Below are 18,447 nucleotides of genomic sequence, written 5' to 3'. Positions count from 1 at the left end.
CCTAGCACGAGGGCGTTATCCCCGCCACGGCCCCCGCAAATGCGGCTTGACTCCGCTTCGCGGGCAGTTCAATGGGAGCACCCTTTCCATCACCACCCGAGGTCTGAAACCGTGGTGAAACCTGACCTAGGCACCAAGCGAATCTGCCCCGTCACCGGACGGAAGTTCTACGATCTGAACAAGGATCCGGTGATCTCGCCCTACACTGGCCAGATCGTGCCGATCACCGCGCCCGTCTCCTCGCGCGGCCGGGTCGAGGCGCCGCGCCCGGCCGAGCCCGATGCGGAGCTGGAGGAAAGCGCCGAGGTCGAGCTGGTCTCGCTTGAGGATGCCGACGAGGAAGCCGCCGGCACCACGAAGGCCGTCGTGGCCGATGACGATATCGACCTCGACGAGGAAGATGTCGCGAGCGACGACGAGGACGTGTTCCTCGAGGAAGACGAGGACGGCGACGACGACGTCACCGATCTGATCGGCGACGGCATCGAGGACGACGAGGAAACCTGAAAAGCACGGGGGACAGTGCGGCCGACGTGAAGTCGGCCCTTGCAGTCCGATCCGCCATGTGCTTTACGACCGTTCCGCTCCGGCCAATGCCGGGGCGGCAAGTCCGGATGAGAACCCAAGGTGCGGCGCCCCGGCGTCTCACGCATCCGGCACCCCCGGTGGGGCCATAGCTCAGTTGGGAGAGCGCTTGAATGGCATTCAAGAGGTCGGCGGTTCGATTCCGCCTGGCTCCACCAAATCTCCCTTAAGAAAATCAGATGTTCGGCAGAGGCGCACCCGCAGCGGGCGCCGCCGGAGCCCCGCTCCCTCAGTCCGCCACCAGCCATTCCAGAGCCGGGAAGAACAGGTCGCGGGAGATGAAGAGCGGGATGAGATTGTGGCTGGTCTCGTCGATGGGCTGTAGGTCGATGCCCGGCAGCCCGGCGAGGTTCTCCGCCTCGGCCGTGTCATGGAGATTGCTGCCGGGGAAGTGGATCCGCGCCGGCGGCGGGTTCGCGCTGGCGAGATAGAACTCCCGCAGTTCCACCTCGTTCCTCGCCGACACCAGCCCGTCGAGAGCGACTCCCTTGCGCCGCACGCCCTCCAGCGATTCGCGGATGGCCGTGGGGGGCGAGAAGGCGAGGGTGCGCCGCGCCTGCAGCCGCAGGGCGAAAAGCAGCGCCCCGAAGCCGCCGCCCGAATTGCCCACGCAGTAGCAGGCGGTGCCGCCAAGTTCCGCCACGGTCGCCCTGAGCGCGGCGGTGGTCTCGTCGAGGTTGCTGCCGAGCCCGCGGACGGGGCCGAGATAATAGGTCCAGTCCATGTCGAAGACATAGACGAGCGAGGCGTCCAGCCGCCGGAACCACTGGTGGATGACGCGCAGCGGCGCCCCGAACTGATGGGCCGCGCCGGTGAAGATGACGACGACCTTGCGCGCGTTCGGGTTGCGGAAGGTCACGTAGTCGAGGTCCGGCCGCACGACCGGAAAGTCGCCGATCGGGTTGATTCCGCCCAGCGGCGCCTGCCCGATGACCATCCGCAGCGCGTCCAGCGAGGCGAAGCGTCCCCACGGTATGTCGCGGGAGCCGGCGTATTGCTTGCAGGCCTCTATCGAGTGGGATTTCGCCAGTTCGTTGAGCACGCAGAGGTGGTGGAAGGTATTGCCCTTCTGCGGGCTCGGCTTCCTTCCCCGCCACGCCGCGTCGGCAAAGGCCTGCGCCAGCTTCCGGTAATGGTCTTCGCCGTCGATCGACATGTGCTGCTCGCTTGAGCGGCGCCGGAAACCCGGCCGCCGCCGCGTCCGCCCGGTCAGGCCCCGACGGACTCGTCGCCCTGGCGCTCTCTCAGGATGAACGCCTTGATCCGCTCGATCGACGTGCACGCGTCATAGTCGCTGTCGGCGATGACGACGGAGAATTCTTCCTCGATCTTCATCAGTATCTGCACGTGGTCGAGCGAATCGAGACCCTGGGTGTAGAAATCCTCGAACGGGTCGAGGTCGATGCTGCCCAGCTTGGCATTCGCCCGCCGCGCCACGGCGCGAATCCGTTCTTCCAGCATTTCCATCAGCCCGCACCCCCCTGAAGGCGCGTGGCGGCGAGCGTGAACTGCCCCCAGCACGCCGTGTCCGCCATGACCTCGACGACGACAAACCGGCTCATCTGGCGCGCGATCCGCACCTCGATCCGGTCCGCTCCGGGCGCGTCGAGCACCGCGCTGATCTCCGCGAGGTTCCACGTATCGTCGGGGAACAGTTCCTCGAGGAGCGCGACCGCGAGCACCAGCGCGGTCTTGGCAATGCTGGCGCCGGACTGGCGGATCGCCGTCGCGCTGTCGAGACCGATCCGCGCCCCGGCAATTGTCTCCGCGTCCAGCCGCGCGCTCCGCTCCCGCACCACGTCGCCCGGCACCAGCCGGAGCCAGCCCGAGGATGGGCGGCCCTGCGAGAGGGTGTCGAACTGGCCGCAGAAATCGGGCGCGCCCGGCTGCGGCGCGTCGTGGCGCAGCTCGACCGCCGCGTCGGAGATGCGGGCAAGGCGCATCCGCGTCGCCCCGTGCGCGCCGGTCGCCGCGACCAGGGCGTCGAACAGGTCCGCCGCATGGATGTAGCCGCGGCTGTCGCTGAGAGGCGGGCGGAGGATGACGGGGCTGGCGATGTTCATCTGGGAATCTCGAAGGCCCTCGTCAGCTCAGCACGTGCGGCAGGTAGCGCATCCCGAGATCGGTGATGACCGGGCTGTCGCATTCGGTCATGCCGATGGCCACCGCCTTGCCGTCGACGACCCAAGCGCCGGTCGAGGCCCAAGGGCCCCGCCCTTCCCCGGCCGGGCGTGGCAGATAGTGCAGATCCTGGAACACGCGCGCGCAAGAACCGGCCGGCCCCTGCGTGACGAGGTTGCGCGAGGGCTGCCGGCGATCGCACAGCGCGATTCCCTGGCCCAGGATGGAGAAAAGCGGCTTCGAGACGAATCCGTCGGCGTCGGCGAGGGGAGCGGGCTCGAAGAAGGTGGCGAGCAGGTTGCGATGGCCCCGGTTGAAGCGCCACAGCCACGCCAGCGATCCCTTCGAGCTCAGCACCAGCGACCACATGGGCGAGGCGATCCTCGGCCCCAGCGCCGCGATCCGCGAGGACAGCGTCGTATCCTCCAGCAGCCGGTCCCAGCGAAAGCCCTTGATGACGCGCGCTTCCGCCCCGTCCGCCATGAGGGCGGACAGGAACGCCTCCACCGAGGCGTAGTTGCGCCTGTCGCAGTCGATGCCGGCGCCGTCGAGAATGCGAAACAGCGCGTACTGCCAGAGCGCGTCATAGGGGTCGCCATCCAGCGAGGAGAGCCGGATCGGCCGCGTCCCCATCCGCGACACGGCGCGCACCGTCGCGCCTTCGAGATCGGCGAACTGGAGGGCCGCGGCGTCGATCGAGGCGTGGTCCTTCTGATAGGTCAGCCACGCCTTCTGGAACATCGCCGTCTCGTAGACCAGCCCGACCACGTCAATGTTGCACTCGTGCAGCTTGGGTGCCGAGCGGCCGTCGAAGCTCAGGTCGAAACGGGAGAACAGGACGGGGTCCGACCGTTCCCAGCTCTCCCGGACCGTGTCCCAGGCGAGGCTCGGTATGCCCAGCGAGGTCAGTATTTCCTCGTCGGCGACCGCCGTGCCGACAAAGTCCGTGCACATCGCCCACAGCTCTTCGACGGCGGGAACGAGAATCCGTTCGATCGCTTCGCCTTCGACCTCATAGTAGTGGTCCAGGCCCCAGTAATCGGGATTCGCGGATTGCTGTTCGACGGCCGTCGGAAGCAGGGCGTGCAGCGGAGGATGTTCGGCGCAGGCAAGGCGACGCATGGACGTCCTTCACGGACTTGAAGAATTGACTGTCTTTCTCATGGCGAACATCTTCACCCTGTCGGGGACGGCGCGCCCGGACGCAAGATGAGCTGACCCGTCAAACCGGCGTGAAAGTTGTTCGTACCGCAACAACCGGCTGATCGAACAACATGCGCGGGCCGATGGACGGATACCCCATGATTTTACCCGTCTCCACTCGTTTAGAATGACTTCAGCCGCAAGTCTAGCGGCGTCCGCGCGGGAGGAGGCGCCACCGGCGGAGGCCGCCGGCGGTCCTTCGCGCAGCAATGAGGCGGATCGGAAAGAGGCGCCCCCCGGGGCATGGCCAAGTCCGAACGGGAGCCCGCGCCGCCACCGCTCCCCGCGCCCCTGCGCGAGGAGGACGGGCGGCCGCCGGAGCGCCCATGGACATTCTCTCCACCATCCTCGTCCTCCTGGCCGGCGTCGTCGCGACCCACTGGGTGGCGCGGGCGCTCGGCGGCCGGATCGCGCTGCCGCTCGTGCAGGTGGCTGCCGGCGCCGCCATCGGCATGGCGACCGATTTCGGCGTCCGGTTGCAGCCGGAACTGTTCTTCGTGCTGTTCCTGCCGCCGCTGCTGTTCCTCGACGGCTGGCGCGTACCCAAGCGCGTGCTTCAGGACAATGCCGCGACCATCCTGTCGCTGGCCTTCGGCCTCGTGATCTTCACCGTGCTCGGCGTCGGGCTGCTGCTGCATTTCCTGCTGCCCGGGGCGCCGCTCGGCGTCTGCTTCGCGCTCGCCGCCGTGCTGTCGCCGACGGACGTGGTGGCGGCGACGGCGGTGGCGACGGGCAGCCGGATTCCCCCGCGCGTGCTGGGCCTGCTGGAAGGCGAGGCGCTGTTCAACGACGCCTCGGGGCTGGTCTGCCTGCGGCTGGCGGTCACGGCGACGATGACCGGGACCTTCTCGCTGTGGCCGGCGCTCACCGGCCTGGTGTGGAGCGCGCTCGGCGGCATCGGGCTCGGCATCGGGCTGAGCCTGCTGATCTCGGCGGTCAAGCTGCGCATCGCCCGGCGCATCGGCGAGGACGCCTCGTCCCAGGTCATCATCAGCCTGCTGACGCCCTATGGCGCCTATCTGCTGGCCGATGCCGCCGGCGGCTCGGCAATCCTCGCGGCGGTGGCGGCCGGAATGACGATGAGCTGGATCGAGGTCGGCGGCTCGGTGCGCGCCGTCACCCGCATCCGCCGCAACGCGGTGTGGGAGACGCTGCAATTCGCCCTCAACGGCTCGATCTTCCTGCTGCTGGGCGAGCAGCTTCCCGACATCGTGCGGCGCGTGCATGTGGGGGCGGTGGAGAGCGGCCATGGCGGCAGTCCGATGGCGCTCGGCTGGCTGGCGCTCTACACCCTCGCCCTCGTGCTGGCGCTCGCCGCCTTCCGTTTCGGCTGGGTCTGGGTGTCGGCCGTCATCTGGCTGCGGCGCCATCCCCCGGCGGACGGGGGCGGGCGGCTGCCGGACTGGCGGCTGGTGTGCGCCATGTCGGTCGCCGGCGTGCGCGGCGCGGTGACGCTTGCCGGCGCGCTCAGCCTGCCGCTGGCGCTTCCCGACGGCACGCCCTTCCCGGCGCGCGAACTGGTGATCTGCCTGGCGGCCGGCGTCATCCTGCTCTCGCTGGCGATCGCCAATATCGGGCTGCCCGGCCTGCTGCGCGACATCCGCCTGCCGCCGGAGCCGCTTCAGGAGGCGCAGGAAATCAACGCCCGCCTCGCCGCCACCCGGGCCGCCCTCGCCGCGCTGGAGCGCACACGCGAGAAGGGCGGGGTCGATCTCGACAGCTTCATGCTCGTCGCCGGCCAGTACGAGCACCGCCTCGCGCAGCTTCAGCCGCCTGAGGATACGGCGACGGCGAAGGGCGGCGACCCCAAGGGCGCGCCCCGCACACGGCACAGCGAGGAAAGCCTGCACATACTGGCCCTGCGGGCCGAACGCGGCGCCATCGTCGCCCTCACCCGCGGCCACCGGCTCTCCACCGACCTCGCCCACAAGCTGCTGCGCGAGATCGACCTCGCCGAGACCGCCTTCGAGACGGCGGCGCAGGGCTGAAGGCCGGGCGCTCCGCTAGAGGCCGTCCGGTTGGGGCGCGGCAGGGGCGCGCGCGGAGGACCGCCGTTTGAGGCGGCCGCTCAGCCGGTCGAGGCAGAGATAGATCACCGGCGTGGTGTAGAGCGTGAGAAGCTGGCTCACCACGAGGCCGCCGACGATGGCGTAGCCGAGCGGCTGGCGCAGCTCCGAGCCGGTGCCGTGCCCGAGCATCAGCGGCACGCCGGCGAGCAGGGCGGCGAAGGTGGTCATCAGGATCGGCCGGAAGCGCAGCAGGCACGCCTGCCGGATGGCGTCATGGGCGGACATCCCCTCGTCGCGCTCCCGCTCGATGGCGAAGTCGACGATCATGATGCCGTTCTTCTTCACGATGCCGATCAGCAGCAGCACGCCGACCAGCGCGATGATCGAGAAATCGAAGCCGAACAGCCACAGCATGATCAGCGCGCCCAGCCCGGCCGAGGGCAGGGTCGACAGGATGGTGATCGGGTGGATGTAGCTCTCATAGAGCACGCCGAGGATCACATAGATGACGAGCAGCGCCGCGAGGATCAGCGCCGGCTCGCTGGCGAGCGATTGCTGGAACGCCTGCGCATTGCCCTGAAAGCTGCCCATCAGCGTCGCCGGCGTACCGATCGCGGCCTCGGCGCGGTGGATCGCCGCCACTGCCTCGCCCAGCGCCACGCCGGGCGCGAGATTGAAGGACAGGGTGACCGAGGGAAACTGGGACTGGTGGTTGATGGCGAGCACGCTGGTCGGCAGGCTCGTCCACTTCGCCAGCACGTTCAGCGGCACCTGCGCCCCGGTGAGCGGGGATTTCACATAGAGCTGGTCGAGCGCGGCCGGCGAGTTCTGCAACCCCGGCAGCACCTCCAGAATCACGTGGTAGCTGTTGAGCTGGGTGAAATACTGCGTCACCTGGCGCTGGCCGAAGGCGTCGTAGAGCACATTGTCGATGTCGGCGGGGCTGATGCCGAGCCGCGAGGCCTGCTCGCGGTCGATGTCGAGCGTCAGGGTCGCCCCGCCGTCCTGCTGGTCGGAGGCGAGGCCGGTCAGCTCCGGCAGCGTCTTCAGCTTGGCCAGCAGCTTCGGCGCCCACGCGTTCAACTCGCCGATGTCGCCGTCCTGCAGCGTGTACTGGAACTGGGTGCGCGCGACCCGCCCGCCGACGTTCAGGTCCTGCGCCGCCTGCAGGAACAGCGCCGCGCCCTCGACGCTCGCCAGCTTCTTCTGCAGCCGGTCGATGATCTGGAAGGCCGAGGCGTGGCGCTCCTCGCGCGGTTTCAGGGTGATGAACATCCGCCCATTGTTCACCGTCTGGCCGGCTCCGGCGCCCACCCCCATGCCGATGGTCGCCACATCGGGATCGGCGGCGACGATGGCGCCGAGCGCCTGCTGGCGCTTGACCATCTCGGAGAAGGAAATGTCCTGCGCCGCCTCCGACACGCCGATGATCAGGCCGGTGTCCTGCAACGGGAAGAAGCCCTTGGGGATGGCGTAGAACAGCAGGCCGGTGGCGACGAGGCAGGCGAAGAACACGGCGAGCGTCGCGCGGCTGTGGTCGAGCGCGACGTCCAGCGTCACCCGGTAGAAGGCGAGCAGCGCGTCGAAGCCGCGTTCGGACAGGCGGTAGAGCGCGCCGTGGCGCTCCTCGCCGCCCTGCGGCTTGGCTTTCAGGAACAGCGCGCACAGCGTCGGGGTGAGGGTGAGCGAGACGAAGGCCGAGACCGCGATGGTGATCGTCACCGTGATGGCGAATTCGCGGAACAGCCGCCCGACCAGCCCGCCCATCAGCAGCAGCGGGATGAAGACCGCGATGAGCGACAGGCTGATGGAGAGAATGGTGAAGCCGATCTCGGCCGAGCCGTCCAGCGCCGCCTGCAGGGGCGTCTTGCCCATCTCCAGATGCCGCTCGATGTTCTCCAGCATCACGATGGCGTCGTCGACCACGAAGCCGACCGCGATGGACAGCCCCATCAGCGACAGGTTGTCGAGGCTGAAGCCGAGCGCGTACATCGCCGCGAAAGTGCCGACGATGGCCAGCGGCACGGCGATGGAGGGAATGAGCGTCGCCCACAGGTTGCGCAGGAAGACGAAGATGACCGCCACCACGAGGACGATGGTGATGACCAGCGTCTTCTCGACGTCGTTCACCGAGGCGCGGATGGTGCCGGTGCGGTCGCTGAGGATCTGGAGGTCGATGCCGGCCGGCGCGCTCGCCATCAGCCCGGGCAGCCGCGCCTTGATCTGGTCGACCGTGTCGATGACGTTGGCGCCCGGCAGCTTGAACACCGGCATGATGATGGCCTGCCGGCCGTCCGACCAGGCGGCGAGCTGGTTGTTCTCCGGCGCGTCGATGGCGGTGCCGATGTCGCGCACCCGCACCGGCGCGCCGTTGCGGAAAGCGAGGATGGCGTCCAGCCAGGGGCCGGCCTCGGCGAGCTGGTCGTTGTCATAGAGGGTGAAGGTGCGCCGGCCGCCCTGCACCGCGCCCTTCGGGCCGTTCACCGTGGTCGAGACGATGGCCTGCCTTATCTCCTCCAGCGACAGGCCGAGCGTGGCGATCCGCGCCGGATCGACCTGGATGCGCACCGACGGCTTCTGCTGGCCGAAGATCGACACCTGGCCGACGCCGGCGATCTGGCTGACATGCTGTTCCAGCACGTTCTCGGCGAAATCGTCGACCGCGGTGATCGGCAGCGTCTTCGAGGTGAGCGCGAGGACGAGGATCGGCGGGTCGGCCGGGTTCACCTTCCTGTAGGTGGGCGGGGCCGGCAGGTTGGTCGGCAATTGCCCGCCGGCGGCGTTGATCGCCGTCTGCACGTCCAGCGCGGCGGCGTCGAGGCTGGTGTCGAGGCTGAACTGGAGGGTGATCGAGGAATTGCCGAGCGTCGAGATGGAGGTCATCTGCGACAGGCCCGGAATCTCGCCGAATTGCCGCTCCAGCGGCTGCGTCACCGAGGAGGCGATGATCTGCGGGCTGGCGCCGGGAAGCTGCGTCGACACCTGAAGGGTGGGGAAGTCGACCTCCGGCAGCGGCGCCACCGGCAGCAGCGGAAAGCAGGCGGCGCCGAGCGCGAGCAGGCCCGCCATCAGCAGCGAGGTGCCGACCGGGTGGCGGATGAACCAGGAGGAAAGCGACGCGCGGGGTGTTTGGGAGGTCGACATGGCGTCTGTCTTCATCCACCCGCCGGAGCGGCGGCGACAGCAACGCCGGGCGCGAGCCGGTACTGGCCGGCGGTGACGACGCGCTGGCCGTCCGCCAGCCCGCTCTCCACCACCGCCACGCCGCCCGAGATCGGGCCCAGCGTCACCGGCGCCACGGCGGCCGTGCCGTTGGCCGCCACGATGTAGACGAAGGCCCCGTCGGGCCCCCGCTGCACGGCGCCGGACGGCACGGTAAGCGCGCCGCGCAGCGTGGCCGTGGTCACGTCCACCCGCAGCGACTGGCCGGGCCAGAGACTGTCCTGCGCATTGGGGAACACCGACTTCAGCTCGACCGTGCCGCTCTGAGGGTCGATCCGGTTGTCCATCAGCGCCACCGTGCCGGTGTCGAGCACGCGCGAATCCTCGCGCGAGATCGCCTGCGCCTCGACGGGACCGGCCGCCAGCGCCTCGCGGATCGCCGGCACGTCGGCCTGCGGCACGGTGGAGATGACGCTGATCGGGTGAATCTGGTTGATGACGACGAGCCCGCCCGTATCGGTGGCGTGCACGATATTGCCCTCGTCGACGAGGCGGATGCCGGTGCGCCCGTCAATCGGCGAGGCGATGCGCGTGTAGGAGAGTTCGGTCGCGGCACTGTCGATCTGCGCCTGATCCTGCGCCAGCTGCGCCTCCAGCCCGGCGACGGTGCTGGTCTGGGTGTCGACGGTCTCCTGGCTGGCGAAGTCCTCCTTGCCCAGCCGCGCGTCGCGGCCGAGGATGAGCTTCGCATTGGTGAGCGCGGCCTGGTCCTGCGCCAGCCGCGCCTTGGCGGCATCCAGCGCCGCCTGGAAGGTGCGTGGGTCGATCACCGCGATCAGGTCGCCCTTGCGGATGTCCTGCCCTTCCCTAAACAGCACCTGCTGGAGCTCGCCGTCGACGCGCGAGCGCACCACCACCGAATTGAACGGCGTCACCGTGCCGATGCCGGTCACCCGCACCGGGACGTCGCGACGCCCGGCCGTGCCGATGCCGACCGGCACGGGCGGGGGCGGAAGGACCGCCGCCACCGGCGCCGCATGGCGCTCCCGGACGACATAGGCGGCCGCGACCGCGGCGCAGAGCGCGACGGTGAGGGTGAGCGCCAGCACGAGCGGACGACGCAGGCTTCGCGGCGAGCTTGGCGGCAGGCTTGTGCGGCTGGAGGGCGACATGGCGGCCTCGGCGTGGTGAGGGAACCCTCCCAGACTGCCCTGTTGCGGCAGCACGATCTTTCACGAACGCCAGCCACCGGCGGCCCCGACGGGATACGAAGGTATGCCGTTCCCAAACACATCATATGGTCCGACACACCCACGTAGAATGGAGGTCGATCCCGCGCTCCCTATCCTGTGATCGTCGTCGGCCGGGGGGCCCGCCGCTCCCTCGCCTGCATCCACCGTCGCCGGAGAGAAGCGGGAGCCTTCCATGGGTGTCATCAAGTCCATCCGTCCCTATCACGAGCCGGCCGGCGGCTGGGGTGCGCTCAAGGCCATGGGCGCCGCGCTGGCCGAGCAGGAAGTGCTCATCCCCGGCATGGCGACGCTGGCCCGGATGAACCAGCCCGGCGGCTTCGACTGCCCCGGCTGCGGCTGGGCCGACCCGAAGCACACCTCGCCCTTCGAGTATTGCGAGAACGGCGGCAAGGCGGTCGCCTGGGAGATGACGGCGAAGCGCTGCACGCCGGACTTCCTCGCCGCCCATACGGTGAGCGAACTGGCGGCGATGGGCGATTTCGATCTGGAGATGGCCGGCCGTCTCACCCACCCGATGCGCTACGACGCCGCTTCCGACCATTATCTCCCGGTGAGCTGGGAGGAGGCCTTCGCCACCGTGGCGCGCCATCTCAACGCGCTGCCGGACCCCGACATGGCGGAGTTCTACACCTCGGGCCGCGCCTCCAACGAGGCGGCCTTCCTCTACCAGCTCTTCGCCCGCGAATACGGCACCAACAATTTCCCCGACTGCTCGAACATGTGCCACGAGGCCACCAGCGTCGGCCTGCCGCCCGCGCTCGGCGTCGGCAAGGGCACGGTGCTGCTGGAGGATTTCGAGAAGGCCGACGCCATCCTCATCTTCGGCCAGAACCCCGGCACCAACTCGCCGCGCATGATGACGGACCTGCGCAACGCCTCGCGGCGCGGCGCCACCATCCTGTCCTTCAACCCGTTCCGCGAGCGGGCGCTGGAGCGCTTCCAGGCGCCGCAAAACCCGGTCGAGATGGCGACGCTGACCTCGACGCCGATTTCCTCGCGGCTGTTCCAGCTCAAGGTCGGCGGCGACGTCGCCGTCATCAAGGGCATGATGAAATGGCTGGTCGAGGCCGACCGCGCCGCCGAACGGATGCAGGGCGCGCCGGTGCTCGACCGCGACTTCATCCGTGGCCACACGCACGGCTTCGAGGCGCTGGCGGCCGATCTCGACGCCACGCGCTGGGAAGACATCGAGCGCAAATCCGGCCTGCCGCGCGCCGACATCGCCTTCGCCGCGCAGGCCTATGCGCGGGCAGAGCGCGCCATCCTCGTCTTCGGCATGGGACTGACCCAGCACCGCCACGGCGCCCGCAACGTGCAGCAACTCGCCAATCTGGCGCTGCTGCGCGGCAATGTCGGACGCGAAGGCACGGGCCTGTGCCCGGTGCGCGGCCATTCCAACGTGCAGGGCGACCGCACGGTCGGCATCACCGAGGTGCCGAACGACGCGCTGCTGGACGGGCTGAAGGCGCGCTTCGGCTTCGAACCGCCGCGCAGGCCCGGCCACAACGTCGTCACCGCGCTGGAAGCCATGGTGCGCGGCGAGGCCAAGGTTTTCATCGGGCTGGGCGGCAATTTTGCCGCCGCCATTCCCGACTGGCAGGCGACACAGGCGGCGCTGCGCCGGCTCGACCTCACCGTCCACATCGCCACCAAGCTCAACCGCAGCCATCTCGTGCACGGCCGCGAGGCGCTGATCCTGCCCTGCCTCGGGCGCACCGAAATCGACCGGCAGGCGAGCGGCCCGCAATCGGTGACGGTCGAGGATTCGATGTCGATGGTGCACGCCTCGGCCGGCCACAACGCGCCCGCCTCCGAACAGCTGATGAGCGAGCCCGCCATCATCGCCGGCATGGCCCGCGCCACGCTGGGCGCGCGCTCGGAGGTCGACTGGGAGGCGCGGATCGCCGACTACGCGCTGATCCGCGAGGACATCGAGGCGGTGTTCCCGATCTTCGCCGGCTACAATGAGCGCATCAGGCAGCCGGGCGGCTTCCACCTGACCTCGCTTGCCCGCGAGCGCATCTGGGCGACGCCGACGGGAAAGGCCAACTTCCTCCTCTGCGAAGGGCTGTGCGAGGATCCGGCGATCACCGACCCGGACGCTCTGTGGCTGACCTCGGTGCGCAGCCACGACCAGTACAACACCACGCTCTATTCGCTCTCCGACCGCTATCGCGGCGTGTACGGCCAGCGCGACGTGCTGTTCCTGAGCGAGGCTGAGATGGCCCGGCGCGGGCTCACGGACGGCGACCGGGTCGACATCTCCACCCTCGCCACCGACGGGGTGGAGCGCGTCGTGCGCGGCTTCCGCGTGGTGCCGCACGCCTTCCCGGCGGGGAGCTGCGCCGCCTATTACCCCGAGGTGAACCCGCTGGTGCCGCTCTACGCGCACGACCCGGACAGCTTCACGCCCTCCTACAAGGCGGTTCCCGTGCGCCTCACCCGCTCCGCCACCGCGACGGGGGCGCTCTGAGCCATGGAAACGTCCGCTCTCGCCTCCTCCCTCGCGGTCGACCTTTCGCGCGCGCAGTTCGCCTTCACCGTCGGCTTCCACATTTTGTGGCCGACGCTCTCCATCGGCATCGCCTGGTTCGTCGCCCTGCTGAGCGTGCTGTGGTGGCGCACCGGCAATGTCGTCTATCGCGACCTGATGCGCTTCTGGACGCGCATCTTCGCCCTTGGCTTCGGCATGGGCGTGATCACCGGCATCGTGCTGAGCTACGAGGTCGGCACCAACTGGGCCGGCTTCTCGCGGTCGGTCTCCAACGTCATCGGCCCCATGTTCATGTACGAGGCGCTGACCGCCTTCTTCCTGGAGGCCGGCTTCATCGGCATCATGCTGTTCGGCGAGGGGCGGGTGTCGAAGGCCGCGCACAGCTTCGCCTGCCTGATGGTGGCCTGCGGCGCGCTGTTCAGCGCCACCTGGATCATCGCCGCCAATAGCTGGATGCAGACGCCGGGCGGGGCGGTGGCCGACACGCGGGGCATTTTCCACGTCACCGACTGGTGGCAGGCGGTGTTCACCGCCTCCTTCCCCTATCGCCTCGCCCACATGGTGTGCGCCAGCTTCCTCACCGGCGCCTTCGTGGTGGCCGGGGTCTCGGCCTTCCACCTCTGGCGCGGGCAGCATCTGGCCGCCTCGCGCACCGCCTTCTCGCTGGCCATGTGGCTGGCGCTGGTGCTGGCGCCGACGCAGATCGTGCTCGGCGACCTGCACGGGCGCAACACGCTTGTGGAGCAGCCGGTGAAGCTCGCCGCCATGGAGGGCCTGTGGGACACCACGAAGGGCCCCGCCATGACGGTGATCGCCTGGCCGGACCAGGGCGCGCAGAAGAACCTCTTCGCGCTCGACATCCCCCATCTCGCCAGCCTCTACCTCACCCATAGCTGGGATGGCGAGGTGCAGGGCCTGAAGACCGTGCCGCCGGCCGACCAGCCCAACGTGCCGGTGGTGTTCTTCGCCTTCCGAATCATGGTCGGCATCGGCCTTGTGCTGCTGGCCACCGCGCTCGCCGGGCTGGTGCTGCGCCTGCGCGGCCGGCTGTTCGCGACAGGCTGGTTCCAGATCCTTGCCATGGCGACGACCCCGCTCGGCTTCATCGGGGTTCTGGCGGGCTGGACCGTGACCGAGGCGGGCCGCCAGCCCTGGATCGTCTACGGCCATCTGCGCACCGCCGACGCGGTGGCGCCGGTGAGCGCCGGGGCGGTGACGGCGAGCCTGCTGATCTTCTTCGCGGTCTACAACGTCCTGCTGCTCGCCTTCCTGTGGTTCGCCGCCCGCGTGGCGCTGAGGGGGCCGGCCGATAGCTCGCCGCCGACACGCGAGCATCCCGGCCTCGACCGCACCAATGTCGACTCCCTCGTCCCCCCGACCCTCGAACAGGCAGGAGCGTGACCATGACCGAACTCATGCAGGGCCCGCACGTGCCGCTGGTCTTCGCGGCGGTCGCCGCCTTCTGCGTCACCGTCTACGTGCTCGCCGACGGCCTCGACCTCGGCGTCGGCATCGTCTTCCTCGCCGCCCCGCGCGAGGAGGACCGCGACCTGATGATGGCGACCATCGAGCCGGTGTGGGACGGCAACGAGACCTGGCTGGTGATGGGCGGCACGCTGCTGCTCGCCGCTTTCCCGGCCGGCTATTACGTGCTGCTGCCGGCCTTCTACCTGCCGATCATGTTCATGCTGTTCGCGCTGATCTTTCGCGGCATCGCCTTCGAATTCCGGCTGCAGGCGACGCGCTACCGCTTCCTGTGGGACATCGCCTTCGCCGCCGGCTCCATCGTCGCGACGCTGTGCCAGGGGCTCGTTCTCGGCGGGCTGATCGAGGGCGTGCCGATGGAGAACGGCATGTTCGCCGGAGGGCCGTTCAGCTTCCTCAGCGTGCTGGGCCTGCTGTGCGGCGTCGGCCTGATCGGCGGCTACGCGCTGATCGGCGCCGGCTGGCTGATCTGGAAGACGCAAGGGCCGACCCAAGTCTTCGCCCGCGAGATCGCCCGCGCCGCGCTGATCCTCACCGCCGTCCTGATGGCACTGGTGAGCGCGTGGAGCCCGCTCGCCGTGCCGGAAGTGGCGGCGCGCTGGTTCAGCTTCCCGAACCTCCTGCTGCTCGCCCCGGTGCCGCTCGTCACCGCCGGCGTGCTGGTGGCGATCTGGCGCGGCATCTGGGAGGGCGCCGAGCCGCGCACCTTCCTGCTGGCGCTCGCCGTCTTCGCGCTCGGGCTGGTCGGGCTGGTGGTCAGCCTGTGGCCCTATGTGGTGCCGCGCCAGGTGACGGTGTGGGACGGCGCCGCTGATCCGCAGACGCTGGCCTTCATCGCCGTGGGGCTCGCGATCATCCTGCCGGTCGTGCTGGCCTATCAGGCGCACGCCTATTGGGTGTTCCGCGGCAAGACCACGGCGCACGGAACCGGCTACGGCGGCGCCCACTAGCGGGCGCCGCGCTCAGGCCGACGCGGCGGAGGAGGACGCGGCGGAGGGCGAAGCCGCCTCGCCGCGCGGGCGGATGGCGAGCACCGCGGCGATGTCGGGCTCGTCCCGCTGGGCGGCGTCGAGATGGCGCTCGGCATAGTCGCGCCACAGGCCGGAGCTGAGGAACAGGTCGAGCAGGTCGGGGTCGAGATGGTTGTCGCGCTTCATGTAACCCATGATGCGGATCGCCTCGCTCAGCGTCTTGGCCTTGCGATAGGGCCGGTCGCCGGCGGTGAGCGCCTCGAACACGTCGGCGATCGCCATCATGCGGGCGATCGGGCTCATCTCGTCGCGGGTCAGGCTGCGGGGATAGCCGGTGCCGTCCATGTGCTCATGGTGGCCGCCGGCATATTCGGGCACGTGGGTGAGCGCGCCCGGCAGCGGCAGCGCCTCCAGCATGAGGATGGTGCGGGTGATGTGGCGGTTGATCTCGTAGCGCTCCTCGGCGGTCAGCGTGCCGCGCCCGATGGAGAGGTTGTAGATCTCGCCGAGATTGAGCCGGTTCGCCGGCCGCTCCAGCGTGAAGCCCGCACCCGCTTCCATCGTGTCGAGGTCGTTGCGGAAATGCGGGATGATGTGATGCGGCGCGTCCGCGAGCACCGGCTCCTGCGCCGGCAGCGGCGTTGCGGGTTCGACGGCGCGGCGCTGGCGCTCGGCCGCCGAGATGCCCAGCCGGTCGTCCAGCGTACGGGTCCAGGTCTGGCGGGCGATGCGCGCGAGGCGGGCGAGCCGGCCCGGCTCCATCGCCTCGCCGCCGAGATTGCATTCGGCCACGAAGGCGAAGTCGTCGTCGATCCGTTCCCACGCGGCATCGCGGGCGGCGCGCAGCGCGGCCTCGTCGCCCCCCTCCGCGATGCCCTTCCAGTAGGCCGTCTCCGCATTGGCCTTCATCACCTCGAAGCGCATGCGCACCTCGTGGATGCGGTCGGTGATGGTCTCCAGCTTGGTCGACTTGTCGATGACGTATTCGGCCGTGGTCAGCTTGCCGCAATCGTGCAGCCAGCTCGCCACGTCGACCGCCTCCCACTCCTCCGGCGAGAGGTCGAAGGAGGCGAACGGCCCCTCGCGGGCCGCGCAGGCGGCGCGGGCGAGCGCCTGGGTGAGCACCGGCACGCGCTGGCAATGGCCATTGGTGTAGGGCGACTTGGCGTCGATCGCCTGCGCGATCATGCGGATGACCGCATCCAGCAGCGCCTTGCGGGCCTGCAGCGCCAGCGTGGTCTCGATCGCCACCGCCGCATTGCCGGACAGCGCGCGGGCCAGGTCGAGATGGTCTTCGGAGATCGTGTCCTCGTGCCGGGCGCGGCTGATCAGCACCAGCGCCCCGATCACCGTCTCGCCACGGTCGAGCAGCGGGATGACGGCGTGGCGCAGCACCTGGTCGGGCGCCAGCGTCAGATCGCCGAGAAGTTTTTTCCCCACCTCGTCCCCGCTAAGATCGACAATGTCGAAATGGGTGATCACCTTGCGTGCCAGCGCATGATTGATGCGCTCGGCGATGCCGCCGCCACGGGCGTCGATCCGCATCGGCGGCGAGGCTTCCCCCGCGCCCGCCCGGCGCAGGACCACCGTGAAGCTGTCGCTGGCCGCCTCCCGCAGCAGGATGAGGCCCGCCTCCGCGCCGGTGATGTTGATGGTCTCGCTCAGCAGCCGGTCGACCAGCCGGTCGGGATCGCGCTCGGCCGCGAGGGTCTCGCCGATCTCGATGAAGCGCTGGATGGTGAGGCGCGCATTTCGGATGGCGCGAGAGAGCGTGTCGATCTCCTCCACCGAGGAGTGGATGCCTTCCGGTTCCTGCCGGAAGTTGAAGGACTGGATGGTCGCCGCCTCGCGGGCGATCGACATCAGCGGCCGGCTCACCGCCCGCGCAGCGAGGCGGATGGCGGCGACGACGAACACGATCAGCGCCAGGCTGATCCAGCCCAGCGTCGCCACCAGGCTGCGCACGCCCGCCATGATCTCGTCATGCGGCATGGCGACCGCCATGGCGAAGGACCATGGCCCGGACTTCAGCGGCTCGACATGCATCAGCCAGCTGCGACCGCTTTCGGTGACGACATCCGATTCGCTGGCCGCCGGCGTGGCGCGGATCGCCCGCAGCAGCATCGGCACGATCGCGGGCACGGTCCGCCGGGCGGCCTCGCCATGATCGGGCCGGTTGCGGGCGGAACCGGGCAGCGCCGCCAGCGGGTCGCTGGCGGCGATGACGGTGCCGTCGCTGCTGGCGATCAGGATCTCGGTGGACGGCGTGCTGCGCATCCGCCACAACTCGTTCGACAGGTCGGCGAGGCTGAGGTCGATGCCGATGACGCCGCGCCCGCTGTCCAGCCGGTGCGCGATGGTCACGCCGATCTCGGAGGTCACGAAGAAGCGGTAGGGCGCGGTGAGCACCGTGCCCGGATCGTTCATGGCGTCGTTGTACCATCCACGCTGGCGCGGATCGTAGGTGAAGTCCGGCCGGTCCAGCGTGCCGACAAGGCGCAGCGCGCCATCGAGGAAGTTCAGCGAGACTTCCGGGCCGTTCGGCCCCTGGCGGATCATCTGCGCGAAATAGGCGGCGTCCTCGCCCGCCTCCAGCGTGCGCCGCGCCTCCGCCGAGGTGAGGTGGCGCAACAGGAGGAAGTCACCATTGTCGTAGCCGACATAGATGGCCGAGGTGTAGGGCATCGTGTCCATCACGATGCTCAGCCGGCGCAGCAGGGCCTTCCCGTCGACGATCTCGGGCGTGGCGAGTTCCGGCTCGGCGGCGAAGACCCGCGTCAGCATGTCGAGCGTGTTGAAGCTCTTGTCGATATGCGAGCGGCTTTCGCCCGCCATGCGGGAGAACAGGATCCCCGTGGCGTTCTGGAGGATCAGCGCGGCGCGATTGTTGACGAAGAGGATGATTCCGACGAGCGCAATGGTGACGGTGATGCCGAACACCAGTGCCAGATGGGTGTCGAGACGCCTCTTGACCATACGCACCAGACTCCCGGAGACGTTGACCGACGGCCGCCCGCCTGCGCTGCGTTTCGAATTAAGAAGGGATTTCGTACCGACACAAGCGGATTTGCCAGAGACGGGCCGATGGCGCGAATGCACGGCCGGAGTCGTGACGCGAACCCGTCGCTGCACGGCCCGCGCATCCGCCCTCGACGACCCGTTCC

General features: G+C 69.3%; 12 protein-coding genes and 1 tRNA gene. 6 read left to right on the top strand and 7 right to left on the bottom strand.

Features of this window, described 5'->3' with window-relative positions; all coding sequences use genetic code 11:
- Nucleotides 1-111 precede the first annotated feature (111 nt).
- On the top strand, nt 112-507 hold the full coding sequence (locus GBB76_RS13120) for a TIGR02300 family protein (RefSeq protein WP_152303717.1): 396 nt from the start codon (nt 112-114) through the stop codon (nt 505-507).
- Between the two features lie 160 nt (nt 508-667).
- A tRNA-Ala gene (locus GBB76_RS13115) sits at nt 668-743 on the top strand.
- A 71-nt stretch (nt 744-814) separates the two neighbouring features.
- On the opposite strand, the gene GBB76_RS13110 is transcribed toward GBB76_RS13115, so the two are convergent.
- From GBB76_RS13110 to GBB76_RS13095, 4 genes are read right to left on the bottom strand one after another with little or no spacing between them, the layout of a single operon-like run.
- A complete protein-coding gene (locus tag GBB76_RS13110) occupies nt 815-1,741 on the bottom strand; it encodes an alpha/beta fold hydrolase (RefSeq protein ID WP_152303716.1) in 927 nt (308 codons plus the stop codon).
- Between the two features lie 53 nt (nt 1,742-1,794).
- Nucleotides 1,795-2,052 (bottom strand): acyl carrier protein, encoded by a 258-nt coding sequence (locus tag GBB76_RS13105; protein WP_152303715.1) that lies wholly within the window; start codon nt 2,050-2,052, stop codon nt 1,795-1,797.
- Nucleotides 2,052-2,648 carry a hypothetical protein gene (locus tag GBB76_RS13100; RefSeq protein WP_152303714.1) on the bottom strand — a complete coding sequence of 199 codons (597 nt, stop codon included), beginning with the start codon at nt 2,646-2,648 and terminating at the stop codon, nt 2,052-2,054. The genes GBB76_RS13105 and GBB76_RS13100 overlap by 1 nt, the downstream gene beginning before the upstream one ends.
- A 22-nt stretch (nt 2,649-2,670) precedes the next feature.
- Nucleotides 2,671-3,828, bottom strand: coding sequence for a glutathionylspermidine synthase family protein (locus GBB76_RS13095; RefSeq protein WP_152303713.1), 1,158 nt, complete (start codon nt 3,826-3,828; stop codon nt 2,671-2,673).
- A gap of 407 nt (nt 3,829-4,235) precedes the next feature.
- Here GBB76_RS13095 and GBB76_RS13090 point away from each other — a divergent pair, with 407 nt between their 5' ends.
- A complete protein-coding gene (locus GBB76_RS13090; RefSeq protein WP_152303712.1) occupies nt 4,236-5,897 on the top strand; it encodes a Na+/H+ antiporter in 1,662 nt (553 codons plus the stop codon).
- 15 nt (nt 5,898-5,912) lie between these two features.
- Here the strand turns inward: GBB76_RS13090 and GBB76_RS13085 are convergent, their stop codons facing one another.
- Entirely contained in the window at nt 5,913-9,062 is a 3,150-nt protein-coding gene (locus GBB76_RS13085) for an efflux RND transporter permease subunit (RefSeq protein ID WP_152303711.1), read from the bottom strand.
- Nucleotides 9,063-9,073: 11 nt separating this feature from the next.
- Nucleotides 9,074-10,252 (bottom strand): efflux RND transporter periplasmic adaptor subunit, encoded by a 1,179-nt coding sequence (locus tag GBB76_RS13080; RefSeq protein WP_152303710.1) that lies wholly within the window; start codon nt 10,250-10,252, stop codon nt 9,074-9,076.
- A gap of 253 nt (nt 10,253-10,505) precedes the next feature.
- On the opposite strand from GBB76_RS13080, the gene GBB76_RS13075 reads away from it, so the two are divergent.
- From GBB76_RS13075 to cydB, 3 genes are read left to right on the top strand one after another with little or no spacing between them, the layout of a single operon-like run.
- A complete protein-coding gene (locus GBB76_RS13075) occupies nt 10,506-12,806 on the top strand; it encodes an FdhF/YdeP family oxidoreductase (protein WP_152303709.1) in 2,301 nt (766 codons plus the stop codon).
- A 3-nt stretch (nt 12,807-12,809) separates the two neighbouring features.
- A complete protein-coding gene (locus GBB76_RS13070; protein WP_152303708.1) occupies nt 12,810-14,228 on the top strand; it encodes a cytochrome ubiquinol oxidase subunit I in 1,419 nt (472 codons plus the stop codon).
- Nucleotides 14,229-14,230: 2 nt separating this feature from the next.
- Nucleotides 14,231-15,262: a cytochrome d ubiquinol oxidase subunit II gene (cydB, locus tag GBB76_RS13065; RefSeq protein ID WP_152303707.1), complete on the top strand. Its 1,032-nt coding sequence runs from the start codon at nt 14,231-14,233 to the stop codon at nt 15,260-15,262.
- 12 nt (nt 15,263-15,274) lie between these two features.
- On the opposite strand, the gene GBB76_RS13060 is transcribed toward cydB, so the two are convergent.
- Entirely contained in the window at nt 15,275-18,259 is a 2,985-nt protein-coding gene (locus tag GBB76_RS13060; protein WP_162375591.1) for an HD domain-containing phosphohydrolase, read from the bottom strand.
- Nucleotides 18,260-18,447: the final 188 nt, after the last annotated feature.

It is taken from the genome of Ancylobacter sp. TS-1 (assembly GCF_009223885.1).
Lineage (GTDB): Bacteria > Pseudomonadota > Alphaproteobacteria > Rhizobiales > Xanthobacteraceae > Ancylobacter.
The sequence above is the reverse complement of the archived record's forward strand: the minus strand, read 5'-3'. Positions and strand labels throughout refer to the sequence as shown.

Excerpts from the sequence above, each read along its gene's own strand:
- GBB76_RS13110 (WP_152303716.1), bottom strand. The coding sequence starts at position 1,741 with ATGTCGATCGACGGCGAAGACCATTACCGGAAGCTGGCGCAGGCCTTT.
- GBB76_RS13105 (WP_152303715.1), bottom strand. The coding sequence starts at position 2,052 with ATGGAAATGCTGGAAGAACGGATTCGCGCCGTGGCGCGGCGGGCGAAT.
- GBB76_RS13100 (WP_152303714.1), bottom strand. The coding sequence starts at position 2,648 with ATGAACATCGCCAGCCCCGTCATCCTCCGCCCGCCTCTCAGCGACAGC.
- GBB76_RS13095 (WP_152303713.1), bottom strand. The coding sequence starts at position 3,828 with ATGCGTCGCCTTGCCTGCGCCGAACATCCTCCGCTGCACGCCCTGCTT.
- GBB76_RS13090 (WP_152303712.1), top strand. The coding sequence starts at position 4,236 with ATGGACATTCTCTCCACCATCCTCGTCCTCCTGGCCGGCGTCGTCGCG.
- GBB76_RS13085 (WP_152303711.1), bottom strand. The coding sequence starts at position 9,062 with ATGTCGACCTCCCAAACACCCCGCGCGTCGCTTTCCTCCTGGTTCATC.
- GBB76_RS13080 (WP_152303710.1), bottom strand. The coding sequence starts at position 10,252 with ATGTCGCCCTCCAGCCGCACAAGCCTGCCGCCAAGCTCGCCGCGAAGC.
- GBB76_RS13075 (WP_152303709.1), top strand. The coding sequence starts at position 10,506 with ATGGGTGTCATCAAGTCCATCCGTCCCTATCACGAGCCGGCCGGCGGC.
- GBB76_RS13070 (WP_152303708.1), top strand. The coding sequence starts at position 12,810 with ATGGAAACGTCCGCTCTCGCCTCCTCCCTCGCGGTCGACCTTTCGCGC.
- cydB (WP_152303707.1), top strand. The coding sequence starts at position 14,231 with ATGACCGAACTCATGCAGGGCCCGCACGTGCCGCTGGTCTTCGCGGCG.
- GBB76_RS13060 (WP_162375591.1), bottom strand. The coding sequence starts at position 18,259 with ATGGTCAAGAGGCGTCTCGACACCCATCTGGCACTGGTGTTCGGCATC.